A 15,304-nucleotide genomic window follows, 5' to 3' on the forward strand; every position below is an offset into this window, starting at 1 on the left:
CATGTCGCTACGACCGGGCGAAACGGCGCTGGATATCCGGCCGCGTCCGCAGCCGCTCCGGGTAACCGGGCCCCATCCGCGGGGAGGTGTCCTCGGAGCGCATCGGCTCACCGCACGCCGAACAGACCGTCTCGGCGTGGGCGTCGTGGCCGCACACCTCATGGTGGAGGGTGACGGGCACGCCCTCCTCCCCTGCGAGCCACCTGTCGCCCCACCGTGTCATCGCGGCCAGAACAGGGAAGAAGTCCCGCCCCTTCTCCGTCAGCACATACTCATGACGGGGCGGCTCGCTCTCGTAGAGCCGCTTCTCCAGCAGGCCCTCGCCGACCAGGCGCCGAAGCCGGTCCGCCAGGGTGTTGCGGGCGATGCCCAGCTCCTGCTGGAACTCTTCGAAGCGACGGATGCCGTAGAACGCCTCCCGCAGGACGAGGGCGGTCCAGGCGTCACCGATCACATCGACCGTGCGGGCGATGGAGCACGGCCAGTTCGCGAACGAGGGGCGCGCCGGGCTCATGACTCCTCGCTCACTTCGCGGACCAGCTCGATCGCCCGTCCCAGAGTGTCGAGTTTGGCTTCCATGGTCTCCCCGGCCGGATAGAGGCGTACGGTGTCCACACCCGCGTCGCGCCACACACGCAACCGCTGCCGCACCATACCCTCGGTGCCGATGAGCGTGGTGGCCAGCACCATGTCATCGGTGACCAGGCCGGCCGCGCCCTCCCGGTCGCCCGCCTGCCAGCGTTCGCGTACCTCCGCGGCCACCTCTGACCAGCCCTGGCGGCTGTAGGCCCGGTTGTAGTAGTTCGTCGACGCCGATCCCATTCCGCCGAGGCTGAAGGCCAGTTCCTTCTTGCGGCCGGCGACCATGGCGTTGAGCGCCTCCTCGTCCGGCGCGAAGGCGACCTCGGCGCCCTGGCACACGTCGAAGTCGGCACGGGTGCGGTTGCTGCGGGCCAAGCCCTCGTCCAGCGGGGCGAAGTAGGCGTCGCCGGCTCCTTCCGGTACGAAGCTGGTGCCGAGCCAGCCGTCCGCGACCGTGCCGGTGAGCCGGAGCATGGCGGGTGACAGGGCAGCCAGGTAGACGGGGACCGGGTGTTCGGCCCGCATGGACAGCCGCATCGGCTTGGTTTCCCCGCCCGGCAACGGAATCCGGAACTCCTCGCCCGAATAGGAGATCCTGCCGCCTGCCACCACCTGGCGGACGATCTCCACGGTCTCACGGACCCGCACCAGGGGGCGGGCGAAGGGCACGCCGTGCAGGCCCTCCATCACCTGGGGACCGGAGGGGCCGAGGCCCAGCAGGAAGCGTCCGCCGGAGAGATTGGAGAGGGTGATCGCCGCCTGCGCGAGCGCCACGGGGGTGCGTGTGCCGACCTGCATCACGGCGGAGCCGAGCAGCATCCGTTCGGTGCGGGCCGCGTAGAAGCCGAGGGCCGATGGTGCGTCCGAGCCCCACGCCTCGGCCACCCAGCACACGTCCATGCCCAGCTTCTCGGCCTCGACCACGAAGTCCGCCTGCCGGCTCCAGGAGTCGAACCCCGACGCCTCGACCGTCGTCGCGGTCCTCATCACGCCTCCGCCAGCTTCTTGATGTGCTCCAGGGTCATGCCGATGCTCCGCTCGAACTCGCGCATACGGACGAACACGATCTTCTGCTCCTTGTCCGGCATCGCGTCGATCGCGAACGACAGGCCTGAACGCCCCGGGCCCATCTGCATCCACTGCGTCAGTGACGTCCCGCCGTTCTCCGGTTCGAGGCGGAATCGCCAGACCGCGCTGGGCTCGTCCGGATCCTGCACCGCCCAGGCGAACACCTTCGGGGGTTCGCACTCGATGACGGTGGAGGTGGTCTCCCACTCACCGAACGACTCATGCCTACTGCGGCCCACGAACCGGGTGCCGACCGCCGGCCGGCCGGCTCCGTCGAGTCCGTCGAGCCACTCCACCGACTGCAGTTCCTTGCTCATGCCCGGCATCAAGGTCACGTCCGACACCAGCTCCCACACCCGCGCCGGGGCGGTGTCGATCCAGGTCCTCACCTCGACGTTCGGCTTGTCCGCGTACCGCGCGCCAGTCCACTCCATCGTGAGCCGCCTCCTCACCTTCAAGGGTTCCGAGAGATAGAGTTTCGTAATGAGACTTTCCTGGTCAATAGCTGTACTCGACTGTGCGCCCACACCTCACACCCCATAAGCACACAGACCGGGACAACTCGCCCACCGCAGATCGCAGGCCGGAGCGGACAGATCAGCCACAAGTTGATGCATGGCACGGACGCCCGTCTCGCCGTACGAGCAAGTAATAGGCGCTGACACGTGAAACGGATAACGATCTCGGTGCGCACCTTGCGGAACCGCTCCTCCCATCTAGCCTCCGTGCATGGCATTCCTCTCAAGTCGTCGCAGAAGGGCACGCCTCGCCCCCGAGCTCGATGACGCTGCCCTCAGCAAGCTGCTCAAGTCCCTCCAGGCGACGATGAGCACGGGCACGATCGCGACGACGGATCTCTGCACAGCCCAGATCTCCCGCCTCCTGGACGCAGACACGGAGGACTGGGACCGCCGCACGCACCAGATGTCCGTCCTGGCGTACCGCCTGTCGGAATCACATGTGCCCCGGGCCTGGGCGACGCGTGAGCCGCGCAATGCGAGCGCGCTGGTGCTGTACGCCTGGGCGCAGCTCATACGCGGACGCTCACAGGGGCATCTGGAGGACGCCGCCGCCGTTGCCGACTGCTGTTTGCGGGCCGCGGAACTCGCCCCGGCGGATCCCACCCCCTGGGTGGTCCTCCTGGGTCTGGCACGGCTGCAGCGCCTCAATCAGTCGGAGATGTTCGGCCTGTGGAACGAGGTGCTGACGCGTGACCGCTGGAATCGCGAGGCGTATCTGAACATGCTGGCCTATCTGGGTCCGGAGGAAATGGGGTCGCGCATCCAGGTACTGGACTTCGTCGACGCCGTCCGCGCCCGCACCCCCGAGAACGCGCCCTGCGCGGCGACGGAACTCACGGCCCAGGTCATGCAGTACCAGTCCGTCCTCACCCTGGGCGGGGTGGAGGCGCTGATGGCGCGCAAGCACTGGGACCACGCACCGGCCGCCGAGGCTCTCGACCGTGCGGCCCGGACGTGGGCCCAGCCGGGGTTCTTCCAGCACGCCGCCGCCGTTGCCGACCTGAACCTGCTCGCGTACGCGCTGCTTGCCGCGGAGCGGCGCATCCTGGCCCGTCCGGTCTTCGAGGCGATCAACGGCGCGGTCGCCGCCTGGCCCTGGCGCGTCGGCGGCGATCCCGTCTCCGAGTTCGAGAAGGCGCGGAACAGGTCCATGGCCGGCATGTGAGCCTCTGCACGCCGGCTCCAGCGGTCGAGAAGGCCGGCATCGCCATCAGCGCCTCAGCCGGTCGAAGCGGAACGGTGTGAGGATTTCGGGGCGTCGGCCCGTGCTGATGTATTCGGCGAGGCGATGCCCGGTGGCGGGTCCCAGGGTGACGCCGAGCATGCCGTGGCCGGTGGCCGCGAAGGCGTTTTCGTGGCCCGGGAGGCGGTCGATGAGCGGGAGGCCGTCGGGGAGGAACGGCCGGCCGCCGACCCAGGGATCGCGAATCAGGCTCACCAAGTCGTCGGGGTCGTCGAACCAGCGGCCCAGATAGTGCCAGCTCGCCATCGCCACGGCGACCACTCGGCGCCAGTCGAGACGGTTGTTGTTGCCGCTCAGTTCCATCGTGCCGGCGATCCGCGTGGTGCCGCCGATCGGTGAGGCGACGGCCCGGCGCTCGCCGAAGTACAGCGTGTGCCGGGGCGCGGGGTCCAGTTCCACCGAGAAGCTGTAGCCCTTGCCCGCCTGCAGGGGCAGCCGGTGCCCCAGGGCCGCCAGCAGGCGGGGCGAGCGCATGCCCGCCGCGATGACGACCGCCGAGCTGGGAAGCTCGTCCTGGGTGGTGCGCAACGCGGTGACCCGTCCCCCCGCGGTGCGCCAGCCCGTCACTTCGGCGTTCTCGTGGACCTTCACCCCCGCGGCCGCGAGTGCCTCGCCGAGCGCGTGCGCGAACGCCCCCGGATCGACCACGCCCTCGCCCTCGACGAGGTAGGCCGCCCGGATCCGTGGCGAGAGGGCCTCGTCCAGCAGATGTGCCTCGGCGCCCGTGGTGATGTCGTCGGGCATCGGACAGTGGCCGTCCGCCATCTCCCGCTGGATGGCCAGGTGATGACGGGCCTCGGCCGGTGACAGGAACGCGTGCAGTCGTACTTGCCGGATGGACACTACTCGCTCGGGTTCGCGTCACGGTCCTTCCGCCCTGCGCGGCGCACCAGCTCGCCCGCCGTCAAAGTCGCGGTGGCCACGGCCCGCGACCAGCGGGGCCCGCCTCGTGCCGCCCACACCACACAGACACACCCTCCAACGGCCAGCACAAGAACGCCCACCAGGACGAGCAGAATCATGTCGTTCCCCCTCACTGCGCTTCGGTCCCCGGAATCCTCTCAGCCCGCTCGGGCGAGCGTCGAACCCGCTCCCGGCGCGGCCGTCGCCGGTCGCCGTGAGCGGAGCGGACAGCCGGGTCGGCAAAGAGCGATCAGCGGTCCGGCGGGCGACAATGGCAGTGAAGGCTGTCGCGGAGGTGATGCGCCATGCCTGCCGAACCGGCCGTTCCCCATGCCCAGGGCCGACCTGATCTCGCCGACCAGACGGTGGTGGTGATCGGTGGCGGCGCGGGGATCGGACTCGAAACCGCACGCCAGGTCCGCGCGGGCGGTGGCCGGGTGATCCTGGTCGGACGCAATCCCGAACGACTGCAACGGGCCGCGGACGAGTTGCACCCGCTCGGCACCGCGGTGTTCGACGCCACCGACGCCGACCACCTGCGGAGCTTCTTCCAGGAGCTGTCCGGCCCTGTCGACCATGTGATGGTCACCGCCGGCGGCCCCTTCTACATGCCCTTGGCGGAGATGGACCTCGCAGCCGCCCGACGCGCCTTCGACGAGCGTCTGACCATCACGCTGGGGACCGCCCTCCACAGCCGTGGCAAGGTCCGGGCCGGTGGCACGCTGCTGTTCATCGGCGGCACCGGGGGCCGACGCCCCGGTGTCGGCAAGGCCGTCGTGTCCGCCGCCACCGCCGCTCTGCCCGCCCTCATCGCCAACCTGGCGCTGGAGCTGGCACCGACCCGGGTCAACCTCATCGCCGCCGGCTTCGTCGACACGCCCCTGTCGGCCTCACTCCTCGGCGAAGAACTCGAGGCCCGACGCGCGGAGTTGCGTGCCACGCTGCCCATCCGACGGGTCGTCGGACCGGCGGACGTCGCCGCTCTGGGCGTACACATCATGTGCAACGGCGCGCTCACCGGCGCTACGTACGACATCGACGGCGGACAGCAGTTGCTCCCTCAGTGAGGTTCCCCGCGGTGCGCATGGCGACGGACGCCAGTGTCGATGCTCCGGCAACAACACCGGAGAGCCCGTTCCCCCAGCTTTTCACGAGTCCCGGATCCGGTCCGGCGGTAGCCTGCTCGGGAGGGCAGCCATGGCCGAAGAGGTACGTATCCGGCTCCTCGGCGGCTTCGCTGTGGCGGTCGAGGGCCGCCCGGTCGCCGCCGGGGCGTGGCGGCTGCGCAAGGCCCGGAGCCTGCTGAAGCTGCTGTGTCTGTCACCGGGCCACCGGATGCACCGGGAGCGGCTCTACGACCTTCTGTGGCCGGATCTCGACGGGACGGCCGCGTCGAACAATCTGCACCAGGTGCTGTACGCCGTGCGGCGCGCGCTGGCCTCCGCCGGGGCGTCCGGAGACATCGTCGTGCTGCACGACGACATGGTGGTGCTGGGCGCCGACGGCGGTGTGCGGATCGACCTCGACGAATTCGGCGAGGCGGCCCGGCAGGCCTCGTCCGGCGGCGCCGCCGCGGACTACCGTGCCGCGCTCACCCTGGCCGAACCGGGTCTGCTGCCCGAGGACCGTTACGAGCCCTGGGCGGGCGAAGCGGCCGAGGCGCTGGAGGCGCGGCGTACGGCCCTCAGGCTGGGACTGGGCGAGGCGCTTGAGCGCGATCACCGCACGGCCGAGGCGATCGACGTGCTGCGGGCCCTGGTCGCCGAGGAACCCCTGCACGAACCCGGCCACCGGGCACTGATGCGGGTCCTGGCCGAAGCCGGGCGCCGCCGGGAGGCGCTGGCCGACTACGAGTGTCTGCGGGACGCGCTCCGGCGTGACACCGGCGCCGATCCCGACCCGCAGACGCGCGGCCTCTTCCGTGGGCTGCTGGCCGACTCCGTCGAGGCCCGGGAGCAACGGCCGGCACCTCCACAGCTCCACCTGCCGACCCCGGCGACGGCCCTCATCGGCCGGGAGCGCGAGATGGCCGAGGTGGAGCAGTTGCTCGGACGAAGCCGGCTGCTGACCCTCACCGGGGCCGGGGGCTGCGGCAAGACCCGGCTGGCGCTCGCCGTGGCGGCCCGCAGGGGCGCCGCCTTCCGGGACGGGGCCTGGTTCGTCGACCTCGCCGGGCTGACGGAGACGCACCTCGTCCCCGAGGCGGTCGCCGCGGCCCTGGGCGTGCAGCTCCCGCCGTCCGGCGTGGGCCGCGACGCGCTGATCGCCCAGCTGGGCGGCCGGGAGATGCTGCTGGTGCTGGACAACTGCGAGCACCTGATCGACGCGTGTGCGGCCCTGGCCTCGGAGATCTTGGCCCACTGCCCGGGCGTCCTCGTACTCGCGACCAGTCGCGAGCCGCTGCGCAGCTACGGCGAGCGCACCTTCAGGGTGCCCTCGCTGGGTCTGCCGGATCCGCACCAGGTGCCGCCGGTGGCGGAACTGGGCCGTTTCGCCTCGGTACGGCTGTTCGTGGAGCGGGCTGCCGACGCGGTCCCCGGATTCCGGCTGACCCCGCACAACGCGGAGGCTGTCGCGCAGATCTGTTTCCGGCTCGACGGGATGCCCCTGGCCCTGGAGCTCGCTGCGGCTCGGGTGCATGTGCTGGCCCCACGCCAGATCGCGGAACGGCTCGACGACGCCCTGGCCCTGCTCGGACGGGGCAGCCGGCGCGGCGCGACCCGGCAGGAGACACTGCTGGCCACCCTGGACTGGAGCCACCGGCTGCTCGACGACGAGGAACGGCGCCTGTTCCGCCGGCTGGCGGTCTTCGCGGGCGGGTTCTCCCTGGCCGCGGCGGAGGAGGTGTGCGCGGACGGTGCCGGCGACATGCCGGTGCTGGACCTCCTCGGCAGGCTGGCCGAGAAATCCCTGGTGTGGGTGGAGCCCCGGCAGGACGAGGTCCGCTACCGGCTGCTGGAGACGATCCGGCAGTACGCCACGGAGCGCCTGCGGGCCGCCGGGGAACTGATGGCGACCGAGGCCCGGCACCGGCGTTTCTATCTGGCACTGGCCGAGGCGCAGGACCGGGAGCCGCCCACCGGAGTCACGGGGGCCACATCGCTGGAGCTGGAGGCCGACTACGGCAATCTCCGCGCCGCCCTGCGCTCCTTCCTGCGCCACGAACCCGACAGTGCGCTGCGTCTGGCGGTCGCCCTGCGACTGTTCTGGCCCGAACGCGGGCGCCTCGCCGAGGGGCGCCGCTGGCTGGAGGACACCCTGGCCGCCGCACCGGAGCCCACCCCGCAGCGGGCCCGGGCCTTGATGGGGCGGGCCGTGCTGGCGATCCGCCTCGGGGACGCCTCCTCCCTGGAGGACAACGCCGAGCAGATCGTCGCGATCCACCAGCGGTGGCCGGACCCGGCGGGGCTCGCCCGTGCCCACTGCCAGCAGGCGATCCTGCTCTGGATGTGCGGCACGTGGGACCGCGCCCGCACCGCCCTCGACCGGGCCGGCACGCTCGCCCGCGAGGCGGACGCCCCCTCCGTCCTCGCCGTCGCCGCGCACCTCGAAAGCGTCTGGGCCGTCTGCCGTGGTGAGGGCACGGTGGCCCGCGAGGCCTGCGGGGAAGGCCTGCGGCTGCTGGACGACGTCGAAGCACGGACCGGTCGGTTCTTCCCGGTCATGACCCCCGGATACGCGGTCACGGACGACGAGGCGGGACAGGTCACGGTGCTCTTCGAGGAAACGGTCCTGGCCGGCCGCACGGTCGGCCCGTCCCGGGCACGCGGCTACCTCCTGGCGAATCTCGCCTGGGCGACCCGGCTGGAGGGCGACACCGGCGCGTCCATCTCTGCGGCCGAGCGCAGTGTCGACTGCTTCCGTACGCTCGCCGACCCGCACGGCGAGTCCCTGGCCCTCAACGCTCTCGGCAACATCCAGCGAAGCCGGGGCGACCACGACGCGGCGAGGAAGCACCTCGACGCGGCACTGGCGATCAGGCGCCGGCTCGGCGACCGCCGGGAGGAAGGCATCACCCTCGGCTGCCTCGGCCTGCTCCAGCTCGCCGACGGGGACACCGAAGGCGCGCAGGCGACCTTCGCCCGTGTCCTCGCGGGCTTCGAGGAGACCGACGACATCCCCGGCACCACCAACACCCTGCTCCACCTCGCGCACGTGGCCCGGAGCGCCGGTGACGCGGCACTGGCCCGCACCCTGCTGACCCGCGCCCAGTACCTGGAACACGTCGCCGGTTCGACCTCCGCCACCGCCTGGGTCCACCTCATGCTGGCGCAACTCCTGCGGCAGACGGGCGACCGCGACGCCGCCGAGACGGCCGCGGCCCGGGCCGCCGGCCTGTTCAACCGCCTCGGCGACACCCGTGGCCCGGCCGTCCTGCGACGCACGATGCCACCGGCGCCCACCGGGCAAAGCGGCTGCTGAGTGGATGCTAAGAGCCGCTGCCTACGGTCCTGAGTACCGGTTCAAGCACTCAAGCTCACACCCACTCACACCCACCCACACTCACACTCGTACCAAGGAGCCGACCATGTCGATCGACACGGCAAAGGGCATCCTGGGGGACGCCACCGTCGCCGAACTGGAAGCATGCCTGCGCGGCAGCGTCGTCCGCCCCGGCGACGACGACTACGACGAGGCCCGCGCCGTCTGGAACGCGGCCCATGACAAGCACCCGGCACTGATCGTGCGCTGCGCGGGGACCGCGGACGTGATGCGCGCCGTCGAATTCGCCCGCAGCCAGGACCTGCTCGTCGCCGTGCGCGGCGGCTCCCACAGCATCGCCGGCTTCTCGACCTGCGAGGACGGCATCGTCATCGACGTGTCACCCATGAAGGGCGCCATCGTCGATCCCGTACGCCGCCGGGTGCTCGCCCAGGCCGGCCTGACCTGGGGTGACCTCGACCATGAAACGCAGGCCTTCGGCCTGGCCGTCACCGGCGGTCTGATCTCCACGACCGGTATCTCCGGCTTCACGCTCGGCGGCGGTGTGGGCTGGCTCCTGCGCCGCCACGGTCTGACCTCCGACAATCTGACGGCGGCCGAGGTCGTCACCGCGGACGGCCGCGTGGTGCGCGCGGACGAGCGGGAGCACCCCGAGCTCTTCTGGGCCCTGCGGGGCGGCGGCGGCAACTTCGGCGTCGTGACCTCGCTCGAGTACCGACTGCACCCGGTCGGGCCCCAGGTCCTGGCAGGCTTGATCTTCTATCCCGTCGATCAGGCCCGGCAGGTCGTCACGGGCTGGCGCGAGCTGACCGGAAGCATGCCCGACGACCTGACGACGCTGATCAACCTGACCACCGCCCCTCCGCTGCCCTTCCTGCCCCCGGAGGTCCACGGCAGCCGCATCGTGGTGCTGGCCGGCATGTACGCGGGCGACCCCGCGGCCGGTGAGGCGGCCGTCGCTCCGCTGCGGACGCTGGGGACACCCATCGCCGACGTCATGGGACCCATGCCGTACACGGCCATGCAGACGCTGCTCGATCCGCTGTGGACGGCCGGTGCCCACAACTACTTCACGTCGGCGTTCATCGAGCCGTCCGACACCGCGCTCGACGCCGTACTGCGGCACCATCTGACGTCGCCCACGCCCGCAAGCGAAGTGCATCTGCACCAACTGGGCGGTGCCTTCGCCCGGGTGCCCGCCGGTTCCACGGCGTTCAGCCAGCGGGACCCGAGCGTGCTGTGCAACGTGATCGCGCGTTCCGCCGACGCGACGGACTTCGACTCGCATGTCACGTGGGCCCGCAACGCCCGCGAGGAGATCGCACGCCACGGACGCGGGGCGATGTACGTCAACTTCACCGGCGACGGCGCCGAGGACAAGGTGCGCGCCTCGTATCCGGACGCGGTCCACGAACGGCTCGTGCGGGTCAAGGACACCTACGATCCCACGAACCTGTTCCGGCTGAACCAGAACATCCGCCCCTCGGGGGGCGGTCGGGGGTGAATGTCACGCCCCGTCAGTGGTTCATCATCATCATGGTGCAGGTGACCGTGGTCTTCCCATTGGGAGTCTTGACGACCCACTTGCTCCCACTGAGACCGCCGAGGTCGAACCGCCCCATCCTGCTCGTGGAGACGGTGCCCGAGGAGGATCCCGAGTAGGTCACCTTGGTGCCGCCGGGGAAGCCCACGCCCCAGACGTGATACTTGCCGTTCGACTCCTTTTCCACATGACATGCCATGCGGGACATGGCGCCGGGCGCGACGCCGGTGGAGGCGTGGACGGCAGCGGCGGGGCCCACCGCGAGTGCGGGGGTGACGAGGAAGGCAAGTGCTGCGAGACGAGTCCGGTTCATGATTCAACCTGCTTTGGGTGCTGTCGATGCGACCGGTGGGACGTGACGGCTCCGTCACCCGCGGCAGCGGTCGCACAGAACACCGAGGCCGGAATCCTCGCTCCATCACGCCGTGCGCGTATCACCCCACATGGACGATGCATACCGTTCGCTTCACGAGGCATTTGTGAGGGTCTGATACGGCTCCCATCGTATCGTCCAGGATGTCGCGCAGCATCTCGCGGATCAGCAGGGGCCGGGCCCTCAACTGCCCACAAGCGCCTAAAGAAACGGTGTCTTCAGGAACCCGCGGCGTGCGGAGTCCCTCTGCAGAGATGACGCTGCACAGCGCCCGCGTCCTCGGCCGTCCCGACGCCGAAGGCGGGCGGACGGGAAGGACGGATCGTGCGGAACCGGGAGACGGCGGCGGCCGTGCCCAGGGACGGGGCGCGGATCGGCCGGATCGGCCGCTATCCGGTGCGGTGGCACAACGTGCTGCTGACCTTGTGGACGGCCGTGTGGTTCATCGTGGCCGAACGCCATGGAGGCGTGTCCTGGCACTATCTGAGAACCGGCCAGCAACTGCTGTTCAACCAGGTGCCCGGCGGCGGTCTCGCGCTCTACGCCAACCACCCCGAACTGCAGATAGGGCCGGTCAGCTTCCTGGTCGCCGGGCTGTTCGCGCCGTTCCCCGCCGACGTGGGCGAGAAGCTCGCCGACGCGTTCATGTCGGGCCTGGGCCTGTACTTGCTGGTCATGGTCGGGCGAGCCGCCGCCGACCACTACCGCGGCACCGGGCTCAACCACAAGCGCCTCCAGCAGCGCGTGCTGATCGCCGGTGCGGCCTTCATCCCCATGTGGGTGGAGGTCTCGGTGCGATTCGCGCACCTCGACGACGTCCTGGCGCTGTTCTTCACCGCGCTCGCCGTGCGCGCGCTGGTCCGCGGCAAGGCCACCGCCGTGGGCGTGTTCCTGGCGCTGGCCGTCGACTCCAAGCCATGGGCGGTCGGCTTCCTGCCCCTGCTCCTGGCACTGCCGCGCCCCGCGCGCCTGCGCGCCGCCGCATGGGTCTTCGGCCTGGTCGCCGTGGCCTGGCTCCCCTTCTACCTCAGCCACATGGAAACCCTGGCCGCGGCCCGCTTCACCATCCCCAACCAGCCCGCGTCGTCCCTGCGCTGGTTCGGTGTGTACGACACCGCCACCCCCTGGTGGGACCGTCCTGCCCAGATGGCCCTCGGTATCGCCCTGGGGACGCTGGCCGTACGCCGGAACCGCTGGCCGGCCGTCGTCCTGCTCGCCGCCGACGCCCGCATCGTCCTGGACCCCAGCGTGTACACGTACTACAACGCCTCGGTCCTCCTGGGCACCCTGATCTGGGACTCGATCGGCCAACGCCGGCTGGTCCCCTGGGTCAGCTGGATCGCCCTCATCTCCCTGTACGGCAGCGCCCTGCTGATCCCCTCCGCCTCCACCCGAGGTCTCATCCGCCTCGCCTTCGCGGTGGGCTCCGCCGCGTACGTCCTGTGGTGGCCCCAGCGCACACCCCGGGGCAAGCGGAGCGGCAGACGGTCACAGGATGCGCCGACGACACCGGCGGCGGTCACCCATGACTGCCTCCCTCGGCACGCACGGTGAGGCCTCTTCGAACTCCCGCTCCGGAAGCAGCCGCTGCACGGCGAGATCGACAACAAGCCGCGCGGCACGAGCCGGAGGTAAACTACCTGGGTGTCCGGGCTGTCACGTGGCCGCGAACAGCACCAGCCTCGGTGAGGTGGAGCGATGAGCACGGACTTCGATGTCGTGGTCCTGGGCGCCGGCCCGGGCGGATATGTGGCGGCCATCCGCTGCGCCCAGTTGGGACTTCGTACGGCCGTCGTGGAGGGCCGGTTCTGGGGCGGTGTCTGTCTCAACATCGGATGCATCCCGGCCAAGGCCCTGTTGCGCAATGCCGAGGTCGCGCAGTTGTTCCTGCATGACGCCGAGAAGTTCGGGGTGAAGATGAGCGGGGACGTCACCCTGGACTACCGGACCGCGTATGAGCGAAGCCGTGTGGTTGCCGAGGGGCGCGCGAAGGGCGTCTCCTATCTGATGCGCAAGAACAAGATCACGCAGTTCGAGGGCCAGGGCACCTTCCTCGACCCCCACACCATGCAGGTGCGGATGAGCGACCGCGAGGAAACCGACCGCGAGGAAACACTGTCCTTCCGCTCCTGCATCATCGCCACCGGCGCGACCGTGAAGCTGCTTCCCGGCACGAGGCTCGGCAAGCGGGTCGTCACCTTCGAGGAACAGATCCTCGCCGACCACCTCCCCACAAGCCTGATCATCGCGGGCGCGGGTGCCATCGGAGTCGAGTTCGCCTATCTGCTGCGGTGCTACGGCGTCGAGGTGATTTTGGTCGAGTTCCTGGACCGCATCGCGCCCTTGGAGGACGAGGAGGTCTCGGCGGAGCTCACCAAGCGCTTCAAGCGACTCGGGATCAACGTGCTGACCTCTGCGCGCGTCCAGTCCATCGAGGAGGCCGAGGACCGCGTCCGCGTGGTGGTCGAGCGGGGCGGCAGCCCCCAGGTCCTGGAGGCGGAGAAGGTACTGCAGGCCACCGGCTTCCAACCGCGCACCGCCGGCTACGGCCTGTCCAGCACGGGGGTACGGCTCACCGAGCGGGGCGCCATCGACGTCGACGGACACTGCCGTACCAGCCGGCCGCACATCTACGCGATCGGCGATGTCACGGCAAAGCTGATGCTGGCGCACACCGCCGAGGCGATGGGCATCGTCGCCGCCGAGAGCATCGCCGGCGCCGAGACCATGGAGCTCGACTACCGCATGATCCCGCGCGCCACGTTCTGTCAACCCCAGATCGCCAGCTTCGGCTGGACCGAGAGCGAGGCCCGCGCCGAAGGCTTCGACGTGCGCGTGGCGAAGTTCCCGTTCACCGCCAACGCCAAGGCACACGGATTCGGCGACACGGTCGGATTCGTGAAGCTGGTTGCTGACGCCCGCTACGGCGAACTGCTCGGCGCCCATCTGATCGGCCCGGACGTGACCGAGCTCCTGCCGGAACTGACTCTGGCTCGGCAGTGGGATCTGACGGTGACCGAGCTGATCAGGAACGTCCATGCGCATCCGACGCTGAGCGAGGCCGTACAGGACGCTCTGCACGGCCTCGCCGGACACATGATCAATCTTTGACCAACCCGCAGTGAGGCAAGGACATCACACTGTCGTTCTGGGAGGTTCGTCATGCAGCACCTGCCCCCGCCGCCCACTCCTCAGCTGGAGCCCGCGGCGAAGGAACTCGCCGACGCCACCGCACCCCACCCCCGCATTTACGAGATCCCGCCCGACCAGGGGCGAGACCTCCTCGCAGGCCTGCAGACCGGGGAGGGCGTGGAGAAGCCCCACATCGACGAGGACTGGGTCAGCGTCGATGCCGGGCCATGGGGCACCGTCCGGGCCCGCATCGTCAAGCCCAAGGGCGCCGACGGCCCCCTGCCCGTGATCCTCTACATCCACGGCGCCGGATGGGTCTTCGGCGACGAGAACACCCACGACCGGCTCGTACGGGAACTCGCCGTGGGCGCCGACGCCGCGGCGGTCTTCCCTGTCTACGACCGCGCCCCCGAGGCCAAGTACCCGACCCAGAACGAACAGAACTACGCCGTCGCCCAATGGGTCGTGGCCCACGGAGCCGACCATGGCCTCGACGCCTCGCGCCTGGCCGTGTGCGGCGACTCCGTCGGCGGCAACATGTCCGCGGTCCTCGCCCAGATGGCCAAGGACCGCGGCGACGTCCGCCTCTCCGCGCAGGTGCTGCTCTACCCGGTGACCGACACGAACTTCGACACGCCGTCGTACCTGCAGTTCGCCGACGGCTACTACCTCACCCGGGACGGGATGATGTGGTTCTGGGACCAGTACACGACCGACGACTCCCAGCGCAGAGAACGCTATGCGGCACCACTGCGTGCCTCGCTCGACGACCTGAAGGACCTTCCACCCGCCGTGGTCATCACCGACGAGGCCGATGTACTGCGCGACGAGGGCGAGGCCTACGCGGCACGTCTGCGGGAGGCCGGCGTCCCGGTCACCGCCGTCCGCGTCCTCGGAATGGTCCACGACTTCCTGATGCTCGACAGCCTCCGCGACTGCTACGCCACGAATGTGGCCCGCCGAGTCGCCGTGGGCGAGCTAAGAAACGCTCTGCACGGCAAGTGAAGCACGCGAGCGCTGACGCCTGTCACCGGTAGTACGGTCATCGAGTGATTCAACTGCCCAACAGCACAGACGCGTTGGTGGTGCGTACCGACTTCTCCAGCCCGCCCTCATGGGAACGGTTGCAGGCAGTCCTGGCCACTCCGACCGAGGACGGATTCCTGGCCTACGTCGATTTCGTCGACGACGCCCGGTTCACCGGGTTGACGTGTGAGCAGGCGTTGACGCTCCTGCCGTCCGACTACCAGCACCCACTACTCGTCCTGGCGGACACGACAACCCTGAGCTCACCAGAGCTGCCGCTCCTCGTCGTTGACCTGCGCGAGGTGCGGGGGCGCGCCATCCGCGTCATCGCGACGGCGCTGTGGGGCATCGAGAACAACCTCTCGATCTCGAACATGTACTTCGAGGAGTTCGCTGCGATCGTCGACAAGGACGGTGTACTGCGGGACTGATGAGCCGCCGCACGAGGAAGGGTCCGGCTGATGCCGGAC

The 15,304-nt window shown here is 70.1% G+C and carries 14 protein-coding genes; 8 read left to right on the forward strand and 6 right to left on the reverse strand.

All coding sequences use genetic code 11. The annotated features are described in order from the left end of the window. Positions 1–7 precede the first annotated feature (7 nt). Genes ACZ4EG_RS27140 through ACZ4EG_RS27150 form a run of 3 tightly spaced genes read right to left on the reverse strand, consistent with a single transcriptional unit; the run spans position 8 to position 2,084 of the window. Complete coding sequence (locus ACZ4EG_RS27140; protein ID WP_467792435.1) at positions 8–514, reverse strand: winged helix-turn-helix transcriptional regulator; 507 nt, start codon at positions 512–514, stop codon at positions 8–10. After that, positions 511–1,569 carry an LLM class flavin-dependent oxidoreductase gene (locus tag ACZ4EG_RS27145; protein ID WP_453559516.1) on the reverse strand — a complete coding sequence of 353 codons (1,059 nt, stop codon included), beginning with the start codon at positions 1,567–1,569 and terminating at the stop codon, positions 511–513. Before ACZ4EG_RS27145 ends, ACZ4EG_RS27140 begins: the two co-directional genes overlap by 4 nt. Next, positions 1,569–2,084, reverse strand: coding sequence for an SRPBCC family protein (locus ACZ4EG_RS27150; RefSeq protein WP_453559519.1), 516 nt, complete (start codon positions 2,082–2,084; stop codon positions 1,569–1,571). The genes ACZ4EG_RS27145 and ACZ4EG_RS27150 overlap by 1 nt, the downstream gene beginning before the upstream one ends. Positions 2,085–2,379: 295 nt before the next feature. Between ACZ4EG_RS27150 and ACZ4EG_RS27155 the strand changes: the two genes are divergently transcribed. Beyond that, the gene (locus ACZ4EG_RS27155) at positions 2,380–3,336 is read left to right on the forward strand and encodes a tetratricopeptide repeat protein (RefSeq protein WP_453559522.1); all 957 of its coding nucleotides are present in this window, start codon (positions 2,380–2,382) and stop codon (positions 3,334–3,336) included. A 45-nt stretch (positions 3,337–3,381) separates the two neighbouring features. On the opposite strand, the gene ACZ4EG_RS27160 is transcribed toward ACZ4EG_RS27155, so the two are convergent. After that, positions 3,382–4,257, reverse strand: coding sequence for an NAD(P)/FAD-dependent oxidoreductase (locus ACZ4EG_RS27160; protein WP_467792436.1), 876 nt, complete (start codon positions 4,255–4,257; stop codon positions 3,382–3,384). Further along, positions 4,257–4,436 carry a hypothetical protein gene (locus ACZ4EG_RS27165; protein ID WP_390709455.1) on the reverse strand — a complete coding sequence of 60 codons (180 nt, stop codon included), beginning with the start codon at positions 4,434–4,436 and terminating at the stop codon, positions 4,257–4,259. The genes ACZ4EG_RS27160 and ACZ4EG_RS27165 overlap by 1 nt, the downstream gene beginning before the upstream one ends. 186 nt (positions 4,437–4,622) lie before the next feature. On the opposite strand from ACZ4EG_RS27165, the gene ACZ4EG_RS27170 reads away from it, so the two are divergent. From ACZ4EG_RS27170 to ACZ4EG_RS27180, 3 genes are all read left to right on the forward strand, one after another. Next, positions 4,623–5,384 (forward strand): SDR family oxidoreductase, encoded by a 762-nt coding sequence (locus tag ACZ4EG_RS27170; RefSeq protein WP_467792437.1) that lies wholly within the window; start codon positions 4,623–4,625, stop codon positions 5,382–5,384. 130 nt (positions 5,385–5,514) lie between these two features. Further along, entirely contained in the window at positions 5,515–8,739 is a 3,225-nt protein-coding gene (locus ACZ4EG_RS27175; protein ID WP_467792438.1) for a tetratricopeptide repeat protein, read from the forward strand. A 106-nt stretch (positions 8,740–8,845) separates the two neighbouring features. Continuing rightward, positions 8,846–10,264, forward strand: coding sequence for an FAD-binding oxidoreductase (locus ACZ4EG_RS27180; RefSeq protein WP_467792439.1), 1,419 nt, complete (start codon positions 8,846–8,848; stop codon positions 10,262–10,264). Positions 10,265–10,277: 13 nt separating this feature from the next. On the opposite strand, the gene ACZ4EG_RS27185 is transcribed toward ACZ4EG_RS27180, so the two are convergent. Continuing rightward, positions 10,278–10,616 (reverse strand): hypothetical protein, encoded by a 339-nt coding sequence (locus ACZ4EG_RS27185; RefSeq protein WP_467792440.1) that lies wholly within the window; start codon positions 10,614–10,616, stop codon positions 10,278–10,280. A 384-nt stretch (positions 10,617–11,000) separates the two neighbouring features. Here ACZ4EG_RS27185 and ACZ4EG_RS27190 point away from each other — a divergent pair, with 384 nt between their 5' ends. The 4 genes from ACZ4EG_RS27190 to ACZ4EG_RS27205 all read left to right on the forward strand — a co-directional run bounded on the left by ACZ4EG_RS27190 (position 11,001) and on the right by ACZ4EG_RS27205 (position 15,265). Further along, positions 11,001–12,230, forward strand: coding sequence for a hypothetical protein (locus tag ACZ4EG_RS27190; protein WP_467792441.1), 1,230 nt, complete (start codon positions 11,001–11,003; stop codon positions 12,228–12,230). Positions 12,231–12,374: 144 nt separating this feature from the next. Beyond that, positions 12,375–13,787, forward strand: coding sequence for a dihydrolipoyl dehydrogenase (gene lpdA, locus ACZ4EG_RS27195; protein WP_467792442.1), 1,413 nt, complete (start codon positions 12,375–12,377; stop codon positions 13,785–13,787). Positions 13,788–13,838: 51 nt separating this feature from the next. Next, positions 13,839–14,813, forward strand: coding sequence for an alpha/beta hydrolase (locus tag ACZ4EG_RS27200; protein WP_467792443.1), 975 nt, complete (start codon positions 13,839–13,841; stop codon positions 14,811–14,813). 44 nt (positions 14,814–14,857) lie between these two features. After that, complete coding sequence (locus ACZ4EG_RS27205) at positions 14,858–15,265, forward strand: DUF6924 domain-containing protein (protein ID WP_467792444.1); 408 nt, start codon at positions 14,858–14,860, stop codon at positions 15,263–15,265. Positions 15,266–15,304: the final 39 nt, after the last annotated feature.

This window comes from Streptomyces sp. NPDC025638, from assembly GCF_055558775.1.

Excerpts from the sequence above, each read along its gene's own strand:
- ACZ4EG_RS27140 (WP_467792435.1), bottom strand. The coding sequence starts at position 514 with ATGAGCCCGGCGCGCCCCTCGTTCGCGAACTGGCCGTGCTCCATCGCC.
- ACZ4EG_RS27145 (WP_453559516.1), bottom strand. The coding sequence starts at position 1,569 with ATGAGGACCGCGACGACGGTCGAGGCGTCGGGGTTCGACTCCTGGAGC.
- ACZ4EG_RS27150 (WP_453559519.1), bottom strand. The coding sequence starts at position 2,084 with ATGGAGTGGACTGGCGCGCGGTACGCGGACAAGCCGAACGTCGAGGTG.
- ACZ4EG_RS27155 (WP_453559522.1), top strand. The coding sequence starts at position 2,380 with ATGGCATTCCTCTCAAGTCGTCGCAGAAGGGCACGCCTCGCCCCCGAG.
- ACZ4EG_RS27165 (WP_390709455.1), bottom strand. The coding sequence starts at position 4,436 with ATGATTCTGCTCGTCCTGGTGGGCGTTCTTGTGCTGGCCGTTGGAGGG.
- ACZ4EG_RS27170 (WP_467792437.1), top strand. The coding sequence starts at position 4,623 with ATGCCTGCCGAACCGGCCGTTCCCCATGCCCAGGGCCGACCTGATCTC.
- ACZ4EG_RS27175 (WP_467792438.1), top strand. The coding sequence starts at position 5,515 with ATGGCCGAAGAGGTACGTATCCGGCTCCTCGGCGGCTTCGCTGTGGCG.
- ACZ4EG_RS27180 (WP_467792439.1), top strand. The coding sequence starts at position 8,846 with ATGTCGATCGACACGGCAAAGGGCATCCTGGGGGACGCCACCGTCGCC.
- ACZ4EG_RS27185 (WP_467792440.1), bottom strand. The coding sequence starts at position 10,616 with ATGAACCGGACTCGTCTCGCAGCACTTGCCTTCCTCGTCACCCCCGCA.
- lpdA (WP_467792442.1), top strand. The coding sequence starts at position 12,375 with ATGAGCACGGACTTCGATGTCGTGGTCCTGGGCGCCGGCCCGGGCGGA.
- ACZ4EG_RS27200 (WP_467792443.1), top strand. The coding sequence starts at position 13,839 with ATGCAGCACCTGCCCCCGCCGCCCACTCCTCAGCTGGAGCCCGCGGCG.